Origin of the sequence: Nannocystis sp. RBIL2 (assembly GCF_026626745.1) — a bacterium.
GTDB lineage: Bacteria > Myxococcota_A > Polyangia > Nannocystales > Nannocystaceae > Nannocystis.
In genome coordinates this window covers 2,338,064-2,355,258 of sequence record NZ_JAPNJW010000002.1, presented here as the reverse complement: position 1 = coordinate 2,355,258, position 17,195 = coordinate 2,338,064, and the positions used below count along the sequence as shown (strand labels likewise).

10 protein-coding genes are annotated in these 17,195 nt (G+C 72.0%); 4 read left to right on the top strand and 6 right to left on the bottom strand.

Annotated features, from left to right (window positions below):
- Positions 1 to 12: 12 nt before the first annotated feature.
- A complete protein-coding gene (locus OV090_RS34450) occupies positions 13 to 558 on the bottom strand; it encodes an MAPEG family protein (RefSeq protein ID WP_267708935.1) in 546 nt (181 codons plus the stop codon).
- Positions 559 to 1,033: 475 nt separating this feature from the next.
- Between OV090_RS34450 and OV090_RS34445 the strand changes: the two genes are divergently transcribed.
- Both OV090_RS34445 and OV090_RS34440 read left to right on the top strand, forming a co-directional pair.
- A complete protein-coding gene (locus OV090_RS34445) occupies positions 1,034 to 2,245 on the top strand; it encodes an FIST N-terminal domain-containing protein (RefSeq protein ID WP_267708934.1) in 1,212 nt (403 codons plus the stop codon).
- A 5-nt stretch (positions 2,246 to 2,250) separates the two neighbouring features.
- Positions 2,251 to 3,303 (top strand): STAS domain-containing protein, encoded by a 1,053-nt coding sequence (locus OV090_RS34440; protein ID WP_267708933.1) that lies wholly within the window; start codon positions 2,251 to 2,253, stop codon positions 3,301 to 3,303.
- A gap of 176 nt (positions 3,304 to 3,479) precedes the next feature.
- Here OV090_RS34440 and OV090_RS34435 read toward each other — a convergent pair whose 3' ends face one another.
- The 3 genes from OV090_RS34435 to OV090_RS34425 all read right to left on the bottom strand — a co-directional run bounded on the left by OV090_RS34435 (position 3,480) and on the right by OV090_RS34425 (position 9,436).
- Entirely contained in the window at positions 3,480 to 5,549 is a 2,070-nt protein-coding gene (locus tag OV090_RS34435) for an isopeptide-forming domain-containing fimbrial protein (protein WP_267708932.1), read from the bottom strand.
- Between the two features lie 251 nt (positions 5,550 to 5,800).
- On the bottom strand, positions 5,801 to 8,122 hold the full coding sequence (locus tag OV090_RS34430) for a DUF4215 domain-containing protein (RefSeq protein ID WP_267708931.1): 2,322 nt from the start codon (positions 8,120 to 8,122) through the stop codon (positions 5,801 to 5,803).
- A gap of 639 nt (positions 8,123 to 8,761) precedes the next feature.
- Positions 8,762 to 9,436, bottom strand: a complete 675-nt coding sequence (locus OV090_RS34425) for a carbonic anhydrase family protein (RefSeq protein ID WP_267708930.1) — start codon at positions 9,434 to 9,436, stop codon at positions 8,762 to 8,764.
- A gap of 353 nt (positions 9,437 to 9,789) precedes the next feature.
- Here OV090_RS34425 and OV090_RS34420 point away from each other — a divergent pair, with 353 nt between their 5' ends.
- Positions 9,790 to 13,950: a TOMM system kinase/cyclase fusion protein gene (locus tag OV090_RS34420; RefSeq protein ID WP_267708929.1), complete on the top strand. Its 4,161-nt coding sequence runs from the start codon at positions 9,790 to 9,792 to the stop codon at positions 13,948 to 13,950.
- Positions 13,951 to 14,033: 83 nt separating this feature from the next.
- Here OV090_RS34420 and OV090_RS34415 read toward each other — a convergent pair whose 3' ends face one another.
- Positions 14,034 to 15,284, bottom strand: coding sequence for a DUF2330 domain-containing protein (locus tag OV090_RS34415; protein WP_267708928.1), 1,251 nt, complete (start codon positions 15,282 to 15,284; stop codon positions 14,034 to 14,036).
- Between the two features lie 82 nt (positions 15,285 to 15,366).
- On the opposite strand from OV090_RS34415, the gene OV090_RS34410 reads away from it, so the two are divergent.
- Complete coding sequence (locus tag OV090_RS34410; protein WP_267708927.1) at positions 15,367 to 16,260, top strand: carbon-nitrogen hydrolase; 894 nt, start codon at positions 15,367 to 15,369, stop codon at positions 16,258 to 16,260.
- A 102-nt stretch (positions 16,261 to 16,362) separates the two neighbouring features.
- On the opposite strand, the gene OV090_RS34405 is transcribed toward OV090_RS34410, so the two are convergent.
- Positions 16,363 to 17,130 (bottom strand): hypothetical protein, encoded by a 768-nt coding sequence (locus OV090_RS34405; protein WP_267708926.1) that lies wholly within the window; start codon positions 17,128 to 17,130, stop codon positions 16,363 to 16,365.
- Positions 17,131 to 17,195 lie beyond the last annotated feature (65 nt).

The following is a 17,195-nucleotide window of genomic DNA, read 5'->3' as shown; positions in this document are numbered from 1 at the left end:
TACGCGCCCGGCTCACACGCCGACGACCAGGCGCAGCGTGCGATAGGCGATGTAGACGAGCGACAGGCCGTTGATCATGAAGGCGACCGCCATGCCGGGCGACCGGAGCAGCGGGTCGCGCAGGTAGCCGAGCCAGAACGCGATCCGGCCGAGGATGAACACGGCGGTCAGGATCGGCAGCAGGTGCATCGAGCCGGCGTCGAGGTACGTGCTCAGCGCCCCGAGGACGAGCACGAACAGCACCAGCTGCTCGAGGGTGTTCTGGGTGTAGCGGGCGTGGATCTGCAAGACCCGCGACTCCCGGCCGGCGCCCGCGATCGGGTCGATCGCCTCGGACTTGCCGCGGTGGCCGGCGATCGCCTGGATCCCGGCGAGCAGGGTCAACGCGGCCACGCCGGCGCAGCGCAGGGCGACGACCATGCGATCGGCGGGGGTGTCGACGTCGCGCAGCGGCGGGACGAGGAAGTACAGGATGCCGACCAGGCTCAGGGTGAGGACCAGCCCGATCGGTAGCAGACGAATGACGACGGCGCGCTTGGCCGCGAGATCGGAGTGCATCGCCGCGACGATACACCACGCGCGGACGACATCGGCGTATCGCCGACGAGCGCGCCGACGCTCCGCGCTCGCGGACGAGCGCTCGCGGGCGCGCGCCGGCGAGTCGTCAGGACCGCGTCGCGTCGGCGGCGTGCAGCTCTCGACAGCGCGGTGACGTAGTCGCAGTCCGAGCGGAGCCACCTGAACATCGGCGTCCACCTGGCTCACCAGTCGAGGTCGGCGATGATGCACGAGGTCAGCACGCCGCGACTCTGTGCGGCAGAGGCTGGATGGAGCGACCTTTCGCGCTCTCGCTTCGCGGAGGATCGATGTCCGAACACTCGACCTGTGCTGTCGTCCGCGTACAGGCGGACAGCGAGGGGTCGATCCCCCTGTGTGCGCGACGCGGTCGGGCTCGCGTCGCGCACGTTCCGCGCGCGATGTTCGTGGTTCGCAGGCTTGCACCGGCTCGACGGGACCCTCTATGGTTCCGCCCATGACGACCGAATCTCGGCTCCTCGCACGTGCCGTGGTCTCGCGCGACAAGCTCTCGCGCGCGGCCGGAGGGACGCTGGCGCGGGAGATACGCGCAGCGTTCGGCGCGGAGCCTCCGGCGGTCGCCCTGATGTACGCGACGGTCGACCACGATCAGGAGGCGTTGCTCGGGGTCGTGCGCGAGGGGCTTGGTTCGACGCCGATCATCGGCTGCTCGACCTCCGGCTTGATGGGGCGAGGTTCGTTTCACGAGGGCAACTACGCCGCCGGTATCGTCGGCCTCGGCGGCCCCGCGCTGCGGGCGGCGGCGGCGATGGTCGAAGATTTCGCGCGGGACACGATCGCCAGGGGGCACGCGGTGGGGCGAGAGCTCCGCGAAGGGCTGCAGGGTGCGTCGCCGCGGGTCGTGATCGTGCACGGCGATCCGCTTGGCGGGGCCGACTTCGAATCGTTCACGCGTGCCGTGCAAGCGGAGCTCGGCTGCCCTGCAGTCGGCGGGGGCGCCGGTCAGCCGTGGGGTGTCTTCGCCCAGACGTACCAGTACATGGGGGACCGCGTGCGCAGCGGCGCCGCCGTGGCTGTCGCGCTGGGTGGCGAGTTCGCCGCAGAGATCGCCACCTCGACGGGGACCGAGCCGACCACCTCGACTGCCACGGTCACGCGCACCGACGGCAACGTCCTGCTCGAGCTCGATGGTCGCTCCGCCCTGGCGGTCTACAGCGAGTTCCAGGGCCGCGAGGTGTTGCGCGAGCTCGACAACGAGGCGACCGCGAAGGTCGCCCTGGGGGTCGAATTCGAGGCGCCGCGCGCCGAGTCGGACGCGCTGACGCCGTACGTCGTGCGCTCCCCGTTCGCCCTCGACACGCAGCGGGGCGGGCTCGTCATGGCGGCGCCGCTCCCCGAAGGCATCCGCATCGTCTTCCACCTCCGCTCGATCCGCGCCGCCATCGACGGCGCCGAACAGGCCGCCCACGCGCTGCGGAGACGCCTGCAGGGCCGAGAGATCCGGCTGGTGATGGGCTTCGAGTGCAGCGCGCGGACCGTGCCGCTGCTCGGCAAGCAAGAGGCGGCGCGCGAGCAGGCGCTGGTCCAACAGGCGCTGGCTCCCGACGCCGAGTGGCTCGGCATGCTGGCGTGGGGCGAGGTGGCGCCGTACGGGCCGCACGCCACGTACTACAACTTCACGTATCCCATGCTCGCGCTGGCGGAGTGAGGCCGATGTCCGACGAGGATCTCCTGCGCAAGCAATCGCAGCTGCTCGCCCAGCGGGAGGCGGAGCTCAACGCGTTGCGGCGCCAGCACGAGCGGGCGCTGTCGTGGTGGAGCACGTTTCACGCGCTGGAGAACGACGTCGACGCGCAGGCCAACCTGCAATCGACTTGCGATCGGTGGTGCGGGCTCCTCCTCGACGAGCTCGATTTTCAGGCCGCGGTGGTGCTGAGGATCGGCGACGACGCGGTGGAGGCGCTGTCCTGGCCTTCGCACCTCGGAGAGCCGCCGGCCGCGATCGCGGGCCCCGGGTTGGTCGCCGAGCTGCGGGCCCGTCGGGGCGGGCTGCTCAACGCGCCCGAGGGGCCGCTCGCCGCCCTCGCCGGCGCGCTGCGGCTCGAGCGGTTTCTGTGGTGCACGATCGGCCCGCGTCCCGACCTCCAGCTGCTCGCGCTCGCCGGCTTCGACGCCCGAGCCGCGCGCTTCCGGGTGCCCTTCATCGAGGCGGACGTCGAGCAATTCCAGTGGGTCGCCCGCCACCTCGAGACGGTGCTGCGCAACGTGTTGCTGATGCAGACGCTGGCGCAGCACGAGCGCGTGCAGCAGATGCACGAGACGCTGGCGCGCCAGCGCGAGGAGCTCGAGCAGCGTCTGGCGACCATCACCGCCCAGGCCGAGACGATCCGCCGGCTCTCGACCCCGGTCCTCGAGCTCTGGGACGGCATCCTCGTGCTCCCGATCATCGGCGAGATCGATCCGCATCGCGCCGAGAACATGATGGAGGGCCTGCTGACGCGGCTGGTCGCCACTCGCGCTCGGAGCGTCATCCTCGACGTCACCGGCGTCGACGCGCTCGACGCGGCGGCCGCGGATCACATCCTCCGGGTGACCCGGGCCGCCTCGCTGCTCGGCGCCCGATGCATGCTCACGGGTGTGCGCCCCGGGGTCGCCGACACGTTGGCCGGGCTCGGCGTCGAATTCGGTGTCCTGCGCGCATTCCGTGACCTGCGCGCCGGGCTCCGGCATTGCTTGCAGGAGCAGGCCGAACGCGCGAGCCGCTGAGCGTGGCGTCTTCCGCCGCATGTCGCTGGGCGACTGTCGGGGGTGCCCAGCGATGGGCATCCGCGGTCATCGGAGTTCTATTCGTGCAAACCAACGCGGCTCGACGCGAGACGGCCGACGACGAACGGTGAGCAGCTGTTCGCCGTCCGGAGCGCTGAGCCGACGCGCCGCCCGGATCACCGGCGGCGGCGCCTGGCCGCGAGGCCGGCGATGCCGAGCAGCAGCAGGCCCCCCGCGTCATGGCTGCGGGTGTCGCAGCCGCAGCCGCCCTCGCCGACACCGCTCGGGTCCGTGCCCGTACTGTCGGTGTCGCCCGCGGCTCCGCTCGATCCGTCGCTGCCGGGGCCGCCGGTCGGGCCGTCGCCTCCGGTCGACGTGTCGCCGCCGGAGGCCGAGTCGCCGCCGGAGGCCGAGTCACCGCCGGAGGCCGAGCTGGTCGGGATGTCGCCGGTCAGGGTGTCGCCGCCGGTCGACGTCTCGCCGGTCGTCGTGTCGGACTCGCACTCCTCGTCGATCGCGTCGTCGCAGTCGTTGTCGATGCCGTCGTCGCACACCTCTTCGCCGGAGGGCGCGCATTTGCAGGTGTGGGTCGCGGGGTCGCAGGCCGAGCCGGCGGTGCAGTCGCCGTCCTCGAGGCACTCGACGCACGCGCTGGGCTCGCTCGCGGCGTCGCAGTGGGGCAGGTTCGGATCGGTGCACTGCGCGTCGGTCTCGCACGCCGCGACGAACACGGACGTCGGCGCGCCCGGGAAGTTGCCGTCGCCGGTCGGTGTGTCAGTCGCCGCGGCGCCGAGCATGCCGGCCGAGTTGACCACGGCCTGGTTGTCGATCTGCCCGGCACTGTCGGCGGCGACGGCCACGCGGAACTTCACCGTCGAGGACGCGCCCATGTCGAGGGTCCCGCCGGCGGAGTCGCTGGCGTTCGTGCCGAGGCGGACGACGATCGTGTTGCTGTTCATGTCGTACTCGCCCTGGTCGTCGCTCGCGTCGTCGGTCTTGGCGCCGGCGTTCGCGCCCGCGGTGATCTCGAGCGAGCCCGGCACGTAGATCACCCCGGCCGGCAGCGGGTCGGTGAGGACGACCTCGATCGCGGTGTCGCTGCCGGTGTTCGTCACCTCGATCGTATACTCGACCTCGTCGCCGGGCACGAGCATGCCGCCGTTCACGTCGACGGCCGACTTGATCGACGTCGTGAAGTCGGGCCGGAGGTCGGAGATCGAGGTGATGTAGCCCGACAGGAAGAACTGGTCGCCGGTGGTGCTCACCTTCAGCATCGCCTCGGTCTGCCCCGCAGTGAGCTTGTCGGTGACGTCGACGGTGTCGAGGTCGATGCCCGACATCGAGTGTGGCTCGCCCGTCAGCTGCGGGAGGTCGCCGGCGACCGACAGCGCGCTGCCGAGGTGCGAGCGCGTGCTGTTGAAGAAATTGGTGTCCGGGTTGAGCGCGTTGCCGATCGGCTGGCCGCCGTTGAAGGTGAACCTGTCGCCCCCGAGGCCCGTGTCGCCTTCGAACGCGACCAGGCCCAGCTTGCCCTCGATGCCGCCGTCGGGGACCAAGAACCCCGCGAGAGGGATGTCGAGCGACATATTGGCGGCCACCAGGTCGAACCCGTCGAACACCGCGAGGTTGCGGACCGGCTCGCCCGGGTCCTGGTAGAGGACGACCATCCACCAGCCGGCGAACAGCCCCTCGCTGGGGACATTCGCGAGCGTCGAGGTGTCGACCCCGCCGAGGCGGTAGGACCCGGGGCCGTGGGTCTGGACCAGGCTCGTGACGTCTGCGCTGCACTGGTAGGCGCTGAAGTCGCTGGTCACGCAGTTCGCCGCGCCGTCGACGTCGGCGGAGAACACGCCCGGGCGGTCGAGCGTGACTGTGCCATCGGCCATGGGTGCGTCGATGGAGGCGGCCCAGTAGAGGAACGCGTGGGTGACGACGGCTTCCCCCGGCAGCCCCAGGACCGCGGAGGTGCGGGCGTCCGCAGCTGTGACCGTCGCGTTGGCCTCGGCCTGGTCGGGCCCCGGCGAGTCGGCGCGCCAGTGCACGTCGATCGCCGCGTCGCCCGTGTTGGACCCGCACATCCCGACTGTGCCGACGACCGGCATCGGCACTGCCGGATGGCAGTTCTGTCCGAGCGTGTTGCCGATCAGCGCGAAGTCGCCGCGCTGGGTGACCTGCACCCGCAGCGTCGGCGCGGCCGAGGCCTCGGCCGCCATCCACAACGAGCCCGCGATCGCGGGCAGAACCACTCCAAAACCAAGTTTGCGCATGACGATGACTCCGGGAAGGACCCGGCGACAGTAGCGTCAGCGCGGACCGGCGAAATTTCCGGAGACTTTCACCGCTGGGCCCACGAGGGCGCGCCAGCGCTCGTCGGGGTGCCCAGCCGCGCGCAGCGGTGGCTATCCGTTTTTCAAACGCGCAAACCGCCCGAGCCGCGGCGCGCTCGTCTCGCTCGCGCGCGACGCCCTCGCGGCGAGGGCGTCGGCGCGGCCGCGGTTCAGGGGTTCGTGCAGACCGGGTTGAGGATGATGTTGCCCGCGTTGTGGTTGGCGAGGATGCTCGAGGGCTGGTACCACACGTTCTCGTTCACGCCGTAGGCCGGCAGGGGGCCGAGGCTGCCGCCGTAGCCGGGGCACGAGAAGCCGAACGTGGGCTGCGCGGTCGCCGGCGTCCAGCTGGTGGCGATGCTGTTCGGGTTGCCGGTCTTGAGCTTGCAGAGGATGTTGGCGTCGGCCTGATCGCAGTCCTGGGCGCCGGCCCACGTGCAGGTGCCGTTGCAGTAGAGCTGGGTGATCTGGCTGAAGTCGTAGAGGCACGTCACTGGCTTGCAGCCGACCCCGGGGCCCGGCGTCGGCAGGGCGGTGTCGCAGTGCTCGCCGGGGTCGATCACCCCGTTGCCGCACTTCGAGATCTCGACCTGGCAGCTCGCGCTGCAGCCGTCGTTGTTGGCGACGTTGCCGTCGTCGCAGGTCTCGGTGCCCATCTGCACGAAGCCGTCGCCGCACTTGGCGGTCTTGCAGCCGGCCACGCAGGCGTCGGTGTTGACCGCGTTGCCGTCGTCGCACTGCTCGTTCCCGGCCCACACGATGGCGTCGCCGCAGACCGCCGACTTGCACGTGTTGGTGCAGGCGTCGGTGGTGACCTGGTTGCCGTCGTCGCACTGCTCGCCGATCGCCGGTTGGGTGAAGGTGTCGCCGCAGACGGCGGCCTTGCAGGTGTTGGTGCAGGTGTCGGTGTTGCTCGCGTTGCCGTCGTCGCACTGCTCGACCCCGGCCTGCACGAAGGTGTCGCCGCACTTGGCCAGCTTGCAGGTACCGAGGCAGGCGTCGGCGTTGGACAGGTTGCCGTCGTCGCACTCCTCGCCCGCCTGGGTGAAGGTGTCGCCGCAGATCGGCAGGGCGCAGGCGAGGGTGCAGGCGCCGGTGTTGCTGTTGGCCTGGCCGAGGTCGCAGGCCTCGCCCGGCTGCTTGAAGCCGTCGCCGCAGCTGGCCGGCTTGCACACGTTGGTGCAGCCGTCCTCGTTGCTGGTGTTGCCGTCGTCGCAGGTCTCGCCGGGGCCGACGAAGCCGTCGCCGCACACGTTGAAGGTGCAGTTCGCCTTGCAGGCCTTGGTGTCGCCGTTGTTCGCGCCGTCGTCGCACTGCTCGACCGCGGCGTGGACGAAGCCGTCGCCGCAGGCGGCGGTCTGGCAGCCGAGGGTGCAGACGCCGGTGTTGCTGTTGCCGCCGCCGAGGTCGCAGGTCTCGCCGAGGCTGGCCTGCACGAAGCTGTCGCCGCAGGTCGGGGCCTTGCACGCGTCGGTGCAGCCGTCGTCGTTGTCGCTGTCGATGCCGTCGTCGCAGTCCTCGCCGGGGTCGACGATGAGGTTGCCGCACTGCTCGAGCTTGCACGTGGCCGAGCAGCCGTCGCCGCCGGCGAAGTTGCCGTCGTCGCAGTCCTCGTCGGGCCCCTTGTCGCCGTCGCCGCACACGTTGAGCTCGCAGGTGGCGTTGCACGCCTTGCCGGGGCCGTTGTCGGCCCCGAGGTCACACTCCTCGGTGCCGGGCTCGAGGTTGAACACCACGCCGTCACCGCACACGTTGAACTGGCAGCTCAGGGTGCAGGCGCCGTTGTCGCTGTTGGCGGCCCCGTCGTCGCAGCCCTCGCCGGCCTGGACGAAGGTGTCGCCGCAGGCGGGGAGCGTGCAGGTGGCGGTGCACTCGTCGGTGTTGTCCTGGTTGCCGTCGTCGCACGCCTCGGTCGGCGCCACCGCACCGTCGCCGCAGGTGGCCACCGCGCACGCGTTGGTGCAGTCGTCGCCGTCGTTCTGGTTGCCGTCGTCGCAGCCCTCGCCGGGTCCGACCGCCCCGTCGCCGCACACGTTGACGGTGCAGTCGGCCTTGCAGCCGTTCATGTCCCCGTTCATCGCCCCGTTGTCGCACTCCTCCATGGGGCTCTTGTCGCCGTCGCCGCAGGTGTTGAGCGCGCAGGCGTCGGTGCACGGCTTGGCCGGGCCGTTGTCGCGGCCGTCGTCGCACGCCTCGTCGCCCTCGACCACGCCGTCGCCGCAGACCGCGTCCGAGGTGTCCCCCTCGGTCGGGTCGCCGGTGGTCGTCTCGCCGGCGATCCCCGTCGTCGAGTCTCCGTCCGTCGAGTCGCCCGAGGCGGTCGCGCCGGACGTCGTCGTCGGCGCTCCCGTCGTGGGCGTCCCCGTGGTCGGATCGGGCGCAGTGGTGCCGGTCCCGACCTCGGTGGTGCTCCCGCCCGCCGACTCGGTCGTCGTCGCCGGCACGTCGCTGCTGCAACCGCTCCACAGCACCAGCGCGCACGCCAAACTCATGACATTCCTGCCGCCACCCAGTCTACGCATTGTCTCCCGACCTTCCCGCGCGCAACCTATCACCCGGCCGCGTCGACACACCAGCGTCCGCAGCGGCCGACAGCGTCACGTCAGGCGAAAATAGATTCGTAGGACCGCGCAGCGGCGACCGCGTGGTCGCCGATGTATGCACAATGGCGGAACGTTCGCATCGGGGCGCTCCGCCCGCCGTGCGCCGCGTCCGCAGCGAGGAGTTTCGCCTGGGGGAGGCGCGCAGGAAGCCGCTTGCCCAGGTCTTCCGGCGAGGCTCAGGCGCCGACCGCGGAGCATCCTCCTATTCAATGGCGCTCCGGCGCCGAGCGCGGGCGCACCTGTCTGCTCAATGGTGATAGCAGCGAGATGCGTCGGATCGCGCCGGGAGGTAATCACAGCACCGATCCATGCGACGCGGCGGATTCTGCAATGAATGCGAGGCGCCGGTCGAGCCCGCTGTCACCGGGGATCGAGGTCGCGGAGCACGGGGTGCTCTCGAGGTCGTCGCCGCCGCGGAGGACGGGGTGCCCGATCGCGGGCACCATGGATGACTTGTTTCCCACGCATGAAAACCCGCCCGGCGGCGCGCCGAGCGGGTCAGGAGGCCGTGCGGCCGCGCGGGGCGGCTCAGGCGATCAGGGCGAAGTTGCGGAGGACGTAGCGGCGCATCAGCGGCTGGAGCAGGCGGCTGCCCTCGGCGTCGAGCTGCAGCGACGCGGGCCCCTCGATCGTCCTGTAGTCGCGCAGCACGGTCCACGTCACGATCTCCTCGGTGTCACCGGTGGTGAGCGAGCCCTCGTAGCGGAAGTAGGCGCGGTCTTCGGGCAGGTAGATCGACGGATCGACCTCGTACTCCTGCCGGTCGTCGCGCGCGGCGCGGGTGACTGCGCGGGCGTCGAAGTGGCCGCGCAGCCACGGCGCGAGCGCCTGCGCCGGGCCGGCCTTGTCGGTCTTGGTCGCGAGCATGACGCCGACGACCAGATAGGCCGACGGATAGGCGTCGGGGTACTCGAGGATCTCGTGCACCAGGTGCAGCTCGAGCTCGGAGACCATGCCGTCGATGCGGTGCTCGCCCGGCGCGTGGAAGTGGAGCTTGCGCAGCGGGCACTCCATGCCGTCGAAGACGACGTGGCAACCGGCGCCGGTCCGGTCGAGCACGAGCTCCTCGCCCACGAGCGTGCCGCCGACCTTGGTGTATTGAAACTCGAGCGGCCTCAGCTCGGGCGCGTAATAGCTCTTCATGGTATGGAGCTTGATCGGCGACTGCTGGGTGAGCTGCGGGGTCACGAGGGGTGCTGGCATGACCGGTCCTGATAGCGCGCCTCGGCGGAGCGGCAAGCGGGGCCGCCAGCGGCCGCCGCAGCGCCGCAGAGGCCGCTCGCAGGCCGGGACGGGCGGCGCGCGGGAACGGATCGGGGCGAACTCGAGCGGGCGGTCGCCGGCGCGATGAACGACGATTCGCGGGCAGTCCGCAGATTCGCCGATCCGTGGTCCAATGATAGGACAAGGGCGCGCTCGAATCGTCGGTCTCTGCCGTGGCGAGCGAATGATGCGGGCGGTTCCGCCCGCTTGCGAATGCGGTCCTGTACCCCCATGCGGACCGCGCGGGCCATGACGCACGATCGAGGGCGTCGCCCCCGTGATAGAAGCGGGATGTGAAGGACACCGTCGCGCCGTCGGCTCTGGAAGGGACGCTCCTCGGGCAGATGGTGACGCGCTGGAGCGGCGGGCCGGCGGAGCTGCTGTCGGACGCGGAGGAGACGACGATCCTCCACGGCGCGGGCGAGAAGCCGGGGTTCATGCCGCTGGCGAAGAAGGGCGACCGGATCGGCGGCGAGGACGGCCTGCGCTTCGAGCTGCTCGAGCGGCTCGGGGCCGGCGGCATGGGCGTGGTCTACCTGGCGCGCGACACGCTGCTCGACCGACCGGTGGCGATCAAGTTCATCCTGCAGGCGCCGACCGACGACAGCGGGCGCGAGCTGGTCGAACGGTTCCGCGGCGAGGCGCGGGCCAGCGCGCGGCTCAGCCACGAGAATATCGTCCGCGTGTTCGACCTCGGCAGCGCGGCCGGGGTGCCGTTCCTGGTGATGGAGTACCTCGAGGGCCGGCCGCTCGACGCGGTGCTGGCCGAGGGCCCGCTCGACGCCCGCCGCGTGGTCGGGATGATCATCGACATCGTCCGCGGGCTGTCGCACGCGCACCGGGCCAGCATCGTCCACCGCGACCTCAAGCCGGCCAACGTGTTCGTGACGCGCGACGGGCGGGCCAAGATCGTCGACTTCGGCCTGGCGTCGGTGGTGGCCGGGCGCGTCGATCACCAGACGTCGCCGCTGTCGGGCACGCCGCGCTACATGTCGCCGGAGCAGTGGCGCGGCGAGGACCAGGACGGCCGCACGGACCTGTGGTCGGTCGGGGTGATGCTGTTCGAGATGCTGTGCGGGCGCTCGCCGTTCTGGCGCGACCACCTGTCGGAGGTGCGCGCGAACGTGCTGTCCGAGGCCCCGGCGCCGCTCCTGCGCGCGTTCCGGCCCGAGCTGCCCGAGCTGGCCGAGGTGGTGGCCGCCCGCGCGCTGGCCAAGGACGTGGCGCGCCGGTTCGGCACGGCGGAGGAGCTGCTCGACGCGCTGGTCGGCCTCGAGCTGGCGCTGGCGCGACCGGGCCGCGCGGGTGAGGAGCCGGCAGAGCGCCCGCGGACCCGCCGCGCCAGCGAGCGCCGCCAGGTGACGCTGCTGTCGTGCTCGCTGGTCGAGGCGCTGGCGCTGGCCGAGGTGCTGGACGCCGACGCCTACGCCGATCTGCTGGATGGCTTTTTGGACATCTGCGCCACCGTGGCGCGCCAGCTCGACGGCGCGGTGGTGGCGGCCCACGGGGGGCACGCGCTGGTGTGCTTCGGCTGGCCCGCCGCGCACGAGGACGACGCAGAGCGGGCGCTGCGGGCGGGGTTTCTGATCGTCGACTCGGTGCGCGGCCTGGCCGGCTCGGGCGGGGCGACTCTGGCGGCGCGGATCGGCATCTGCAGCGGCTCGGTGGTCGCGGACAAGCGCGAGCACGAGGCGGCGCCGCGGCTGCTCGGCGAGCTGCCGCATGTTGTCACCTGGCTCGAAGGACAGGCAGGTCCGCACGAGATCCTGCTCAGCGGCCGGGCGCGCGCGCTGGTCCGCGGGACGATCGAGGTCGAGGCCCGCGGCGAGCGGCGACCGGCCGGCGGCGGGCGCACGATCGAGGTGCTGCGGGCGCTGCGGCCGAGTCGCACCGTGAGCCGGTTCGACCGCGCGGCGGAGGAGCTGACGCCGCTGGTCGGGCGCGAGGCCGAGATCGAGGCGCTGCGCGGGCTGTGGGCCCAGGTCCGCGAGGGCCGCGGGCAGTTCGTGCTGCTGTCGGGCGAGGCGGGGCTCGGCAAGTCGCGGCTGGTGCAGACGCTGCGCGCGTACACGGCCGGCGAGGCCCACCAGCGGCTGGTGTGCCAGTGCTGGCCGCACTTCCGCAACAGCGCCCTGCACCCGCTGCTCGAGGCGACGATGCGGGCGCTGGACATCGACCCCGAGACGGCGGCGAGCGAGCGCCTGGCGCGGGTCGAGGCGGCGCTGGCGGCCCTGCGCGTGCCGCTGCAGGAGACCGTGCCGCTGTTCGCGACGGTGCTGGCGATCCCGCTGAACGGCAATTACACGGCGCCGCAGCTGTCGCCCGACCTGCTGAAGAACCGGGTGCAGGAGGCGTTGATTCGCACCGTCATGGCGCTGGCCGCCCAGCGGCCGACGCTGCTGGTGGTCGAGGACCTGCACTGGAGCGACCAGAGCACGCTCGAGCTGCTCGAGCTGCTGGTGGCCCGCATGGAGGACGCGCCGCTGATGGTGGTGGCGACGTCGCGGCCGGAGTTCGCGCCCAACTGGCCGGCGCGGCCGCACCTGCACCGGCTGGCGCTGCGCCGGCTGTCGCCGCACCAGACCGCGGCGATGGTGGCGCTGGCGGCCCGCGGACAGGCGCTGCCGGAGGCGCTGGTGGAGCAACTGGTGGCCCGTGCCGACGGCATCCCGCTGTTCGTCGAGGAGATCACGCAGACCGCGGCGGAGGTGTGGCAGCGCGAGGGCCGGGAGGCGGATGTCCGCAAGGCCAGCTCGGCGCTGGCGGCCATCCCGGCCACGCTGCAGGAGCTGCTGCTGGCCCGCCTCGACCGCCTGCAGGAGGCCGGGCGCGAGGCGGCCCAGCTCGGGGCGGTGCTCGGGCGCGACTTCACCTACGCGCTGCTGCGCCACGCGTCGGACCGCGACGAGGACACGCTGCGCACCGGCCTCATGCAGCTGGTCGAGGCCGGCATCGTCCGCGCCGAGGGCAGCGAGCAGGCGGCCCGCTACGTGTTCCGCCACGCGCTGATCCAGGAGGCGGCGCTCGGCTCGCTGCTGCGGCCGCGCCGGCAGTACCTGCACCAACAGGCGACGCGGGCCATCCTCGGCCAATTCCCCGAGCTCGCCGAGCTGCAGCCCGAGCTGCTGGCGCACCACTTCGTCGAGGCCGGCGACTGCGAGCGCGCGATCGAGTGGCTCGAGAAGGCCGGGCAGAAGGCGGTGCAGCGCTCGGCCAACACCGACGCGGTGTCGCACTACTCGCGGGCGATCGCGCTGCTGCGCGACCGGCCCGAGGGCGACGCGCGCGACCGCAAGGAGCTGGGGCTGCAGCTGGCCCTCGGCGCGCCGCTGATGTCGATCCGCGGCTACGCGGCGCCCGAGGTCCACGACACCTACGCCCGCGCGCGCGAGCTGTGCCGCCGCGCCGGCGACGACGCCCAGCTGTTCCCGTCGGTGCTCGGCCTGTGGCAGTTCTACATGGTCGGCGGCGCGGCCGAGATCTCGGCCAACCTCGGGCGCCAGCTGGTCGCGCAGGCCGAGACCACCGACAACCGCACGATGCTGATGCTGGCCTACCGCGCGCTCGGGACCAGCCAGATGCTGCTCGGCGAGATCGCCGGCTGCCGCGAGCTGACCGAGAAGGGCCTCGCGCTGTACGACGTCCGCGAGCACGGCAAGCTGGCGCTGCGCTACGGCCAGGACCCGGGGGTGACCAATGGGCTGTACCTCGGGTGGGTGCTGTGGTTCCTCGGCTACCCCGATCAGGCGGTGGCGCGCGCCCGCGAGGCGCTGGCGCTGGCCCAGCAGATCGAGCACCCGCTGAGCATCGCGTTCGGGATGAACTATCTGGCGACGATCCACAACTACCGCGGCGAGTTCGCGGCCGCCCGCGACCTGGCCGACCGCGCCGAGCGGGTGGCGACCGAGCACAAGCTGCAGCTGTGGCTGGCGATGTGCCAGATCCAGCGCGGTTGGGCCCAGCTCGGGGTCGGCGAGCGCGAGGCGGGGGCGGCCGAGCTGGCCGAGGGCGTGGCCAAGTGGACGCGGACGGGCGCCAAGGCCGGCATCTCGTTCTTCCAGGCGGCCGCGATCTGGGGCCTGTGGCGGGCGGGCCGCCACGACGAGGCGATGCGCAAGGTCGACGAGGTCGAGGAGTTCATGCGCCGCTCCGGCGAGCGCTTCTTCGAGGCCGAGGTGCTGCGCCTGCGCGGCGAGCTGCTGCTGTCGACCGGGATGACGTCGGGCACGCGCACCGCCGAGGACTGCTTCCGCCGCGGCCTCGAGGTCGCCCGCCGCCAGCAGGCGCGCGCGTGGGAGCTGCGCCTGGCGCTCAGCCAGGCCCGCCTGCTGGTCCTGCGCGGCAGCCCCGGCGAGGCCCGCGAGCTGGTCTCGAGCGTGTACGAATGGTTCACCGAGGGGCTCGAGACCGCCGACCTGCGCGAGGCCCGGGCGCTGCTCGAGCGGCTCGGGTGAGCTGTCCTCGGGGGCATGCGCCGAAGGGCATGTGCGAAGCGACATGCCCCGACGGGCATGCCCTCACGGACATGCCCGATCGGTCAGCGGCGGCGCGGCTTGCGGCGGATCCACGCCAGCACCGGCACCAGCAGCAGGAGCTGCGGGAGGCGGCCGGTGCGGTCGATCTGGCAGCCCTGGCCGGCGTCGGGGTCGTACTCGACGCCGTGGACGGCGTCGACCGGCGGGCCCGAGGCGGCGCGCAGGGTGAGGTCGCGGATCTGCGCGGGCTTGAGGGCGGTGCGCAGGCGGGTGAGGTGGAGGCCGTCGAGGCCGGCGCGGGCGGTGAAGTCCTCGAGCCAGGCGCGGTCGGCGGTCTCGGGGTCGATGCGGCCGGCCCAGGTGCCCTGGTCGTAGGCCTCGGCGAGGCCGCCGGCGTAGAGCGGGTTGGAGTAGTCGATCACCCACGCGCCCTCGGGGTCGCTGGCGAGCACGGCGGCCTCGAGCTCGGCGTAGTTGGTCTCGGTCTCGGACAGCGCGACGAGCTCGTCATCGTCGACCGCCTGGGCCGCGTAGTTCTCGGGCAGCACTGGGCCGCCGCCGATGAAGTACGTGGTGAGCCGCAGCTCCGCGTTCGGCTTCATCGAGTGGGTGGCGATGGCCAGCGGGACCTCGAAGGTCGCCGGCTGGGCCGGGGGGAGATGGAGCTCGATCGGCGCCAGCACCCCGCTGTCGGCCGCGGGCTTGACCTTGGCGGCGAAGAAGAACCAGTCGTTTGCGACGTACGGCCCCAGCGCGGCGGCGTAGTCGGCGGGCAGCGGGTAGCCGGCGTCGGTCAGCCAGTCGGCGATCGCGGTGCCGGTGTCGCCGCCGATCACGACGTACTCGTAGGTCGCGGTCTCGCCGCGGTCGATCACCATGACGTCGCCGCCGTCGCCCATGGGGTCGCCGAGGCTGTTGCCGCCGCCGGCCTTGTCGCTGCTGCCGCACAGGCCCATCCGCTCGTCCTCGTTCTGATAGATGGCGATCCGCGGGGCGCTGTACTCGTCGAGGGCGAGGAACAGCGCCGGGTTGCCGTCGCGGACGTCGGCGGGGGCGCTGGCGAGGGGCAGCACGAAGGCGAACTCGGCCGCGTCGACGCCCTCGTAGCGGGCCGAGGCGACCAGCACGGTCTCCTCGGCGCCGAACACGACTGCGAGCTCCTGGTCGCTCATGCCGCCGACGCGGGCTTCGTGCCCGGGGAAGACCATGCCGCCGCACGCGGCCGCGGGGGTGGGGCGGGCGAGGGCGGCGACCAGCGCGGTGAGGATGACCACGGAGGTGCGGGCGGGGGGGCGTAAGGGAAGCGAGGCCATGGCTCGAGCATGCCACAAGCCGACGCGCGCTCGCGCACGAAGTGCTGGCGCCAGGCAGGCGGAAGCCGTATAGAGGCGCGTCATGACCACGCGCAAGGCGACCTGGACGATCGGGCTGGTGCAGCAGCAGAACACGGGTGACCGCGAGCACAACCTCCGCACGACGGTGGCCGGCATCCGCGAGGCGGCCCGCCGCGGGGCCGAGCTGGTGCTGCTGCAGGAGCTGCACGCGGGGCTGTACTTCTGCCAGACCGAGGACACCGCGGTGTTCGACCAGGCCGAGTCGATCCCCGGCCCGACCTCGAACGAGCTGGCCGCGCTGGCCAAGGAGCTCGGGGTCGTCATCGTCGCCTCGCTGTTCGAGCGCCGGGCCGTCGGGCTCTATCACAACACCGCGGTCGTGCTCGAGAAGGACGGCAGCATCGCCGGCAAGTACCGCAAGATGCACATCCCCGACGACCCGGCCTACTACGAGAAGTTCTACTTCACGCCCGGCGACCTCGGCTTCAACCCGATCGAGACGTCGGTCGGCAAGCTCGGGGTGCTGGTCTGCTGGGACCAGTGGTACCCCGAAGGCGCGCGCATGATGGCGCTCGCCGGCGCCGACCTGCTGCTGTATCCCACCGCGATCGGCTGGGACATGCGCGACTCGGAGGACGAGCGCCTGCGCCAGCGCGAGGCGTGGATCACCGTGCAGCGCGGGCACGCGGTGGCCAACGGCCTGCCGGTGGTGGTGGCCAACCGCGTCGGCCACGAACCCGACCCGAGCGGCGTCAATCCCGGCCTGCAGTTCTGGGGGCACAGCTTCGTCGCCGGCCCGCAGGGCGAGTTCCTGGCCAAGGCCGGCGAGTCGGCCGAGGTCGTGGTGGTCGAGGTCGACCGCGGCCGCAGCGAGCAGGTGCGGCGGATCTGGCCGTTCCTCCGCGACCGCCGCATCGACGCCTACGCGGAGCTCACCAAGCGCTTCCGCGACTGAGGTCGCACCGTTCGAGGATGCCCCTCTGGACATGTCCAGAGGGGCATCCTCGTTCGGCCAGAGCGCCCGCGCGAGACAGGCGGGCCTGGTCGAGGTCGGGCCTCACTGCTTCGCCACGTGGACCTTGATGCACCCGTTGGCCTCGGACTTGACCAGCCCGACCGGGTTCTCCCAGCTCTGCGCCGACCACAGCGGCCCGCCGTTTTCGGGGAAGCCCTGCAGGCCGACCGGCGTGGTGAGCCGCGCCTTCGGCTCGCAGCCGGCGAGCTCCGCCAGCGGGGCCGGGCCCCACAGCAGCGTGCGCCCGTCGATCTGGGCGGCGTCGAGCACCTTGTATGCCACGGTGAACTGGGTCGGGACGCCCTGGCCCATGTTGGTCTCGAAGTGATCGACCTCGCAGGACACGAGCCCAGGCGCGACGGTCTCGCTGCACAGCCGGCCCCGCCACTCCTCCAGCACCGCCGTCCCCTCGGGCCCGTCCACGTATTCGGGGTGGGTCTGGTAGAATTCGTTCAAGCAGGGATCGAGCTCGAGGGTGAGGTAGATCGTGTCCGTGCCGGCGAACGGGTCGCTCTCCTCGCTCTCGGCCTTCGCCAGCTCGACGCAGATGAAGCCGAACTCGTCCGCCTCGCTGCCCGTGGTGCCGGTGGTTTCCGGCGGCGGCTCGGTGGGGTTGGAGGAGGTGGTCGAGGGCGGCTCGGTCGTGCCGGTCGCGTCGGTCGACTCGGTCGACTCGGTCGCGTCAGTCGGGTCGGTCGCGGCGGTCGACTCGGTCGGGTCGGCAGTCGACGCGGTCGAGGTGCTCGACGAGGTCGAGGAGTCGTCGTCGGTGTCGTTCTTGCCAGGGGCGCAGGCGGCGAGCAGGGTCAAGGTAAGGCAACAAGTAAGTCGAAGCATGAGGCGTGGAGAATGATCGATCGCATCTCGGCGGGCAA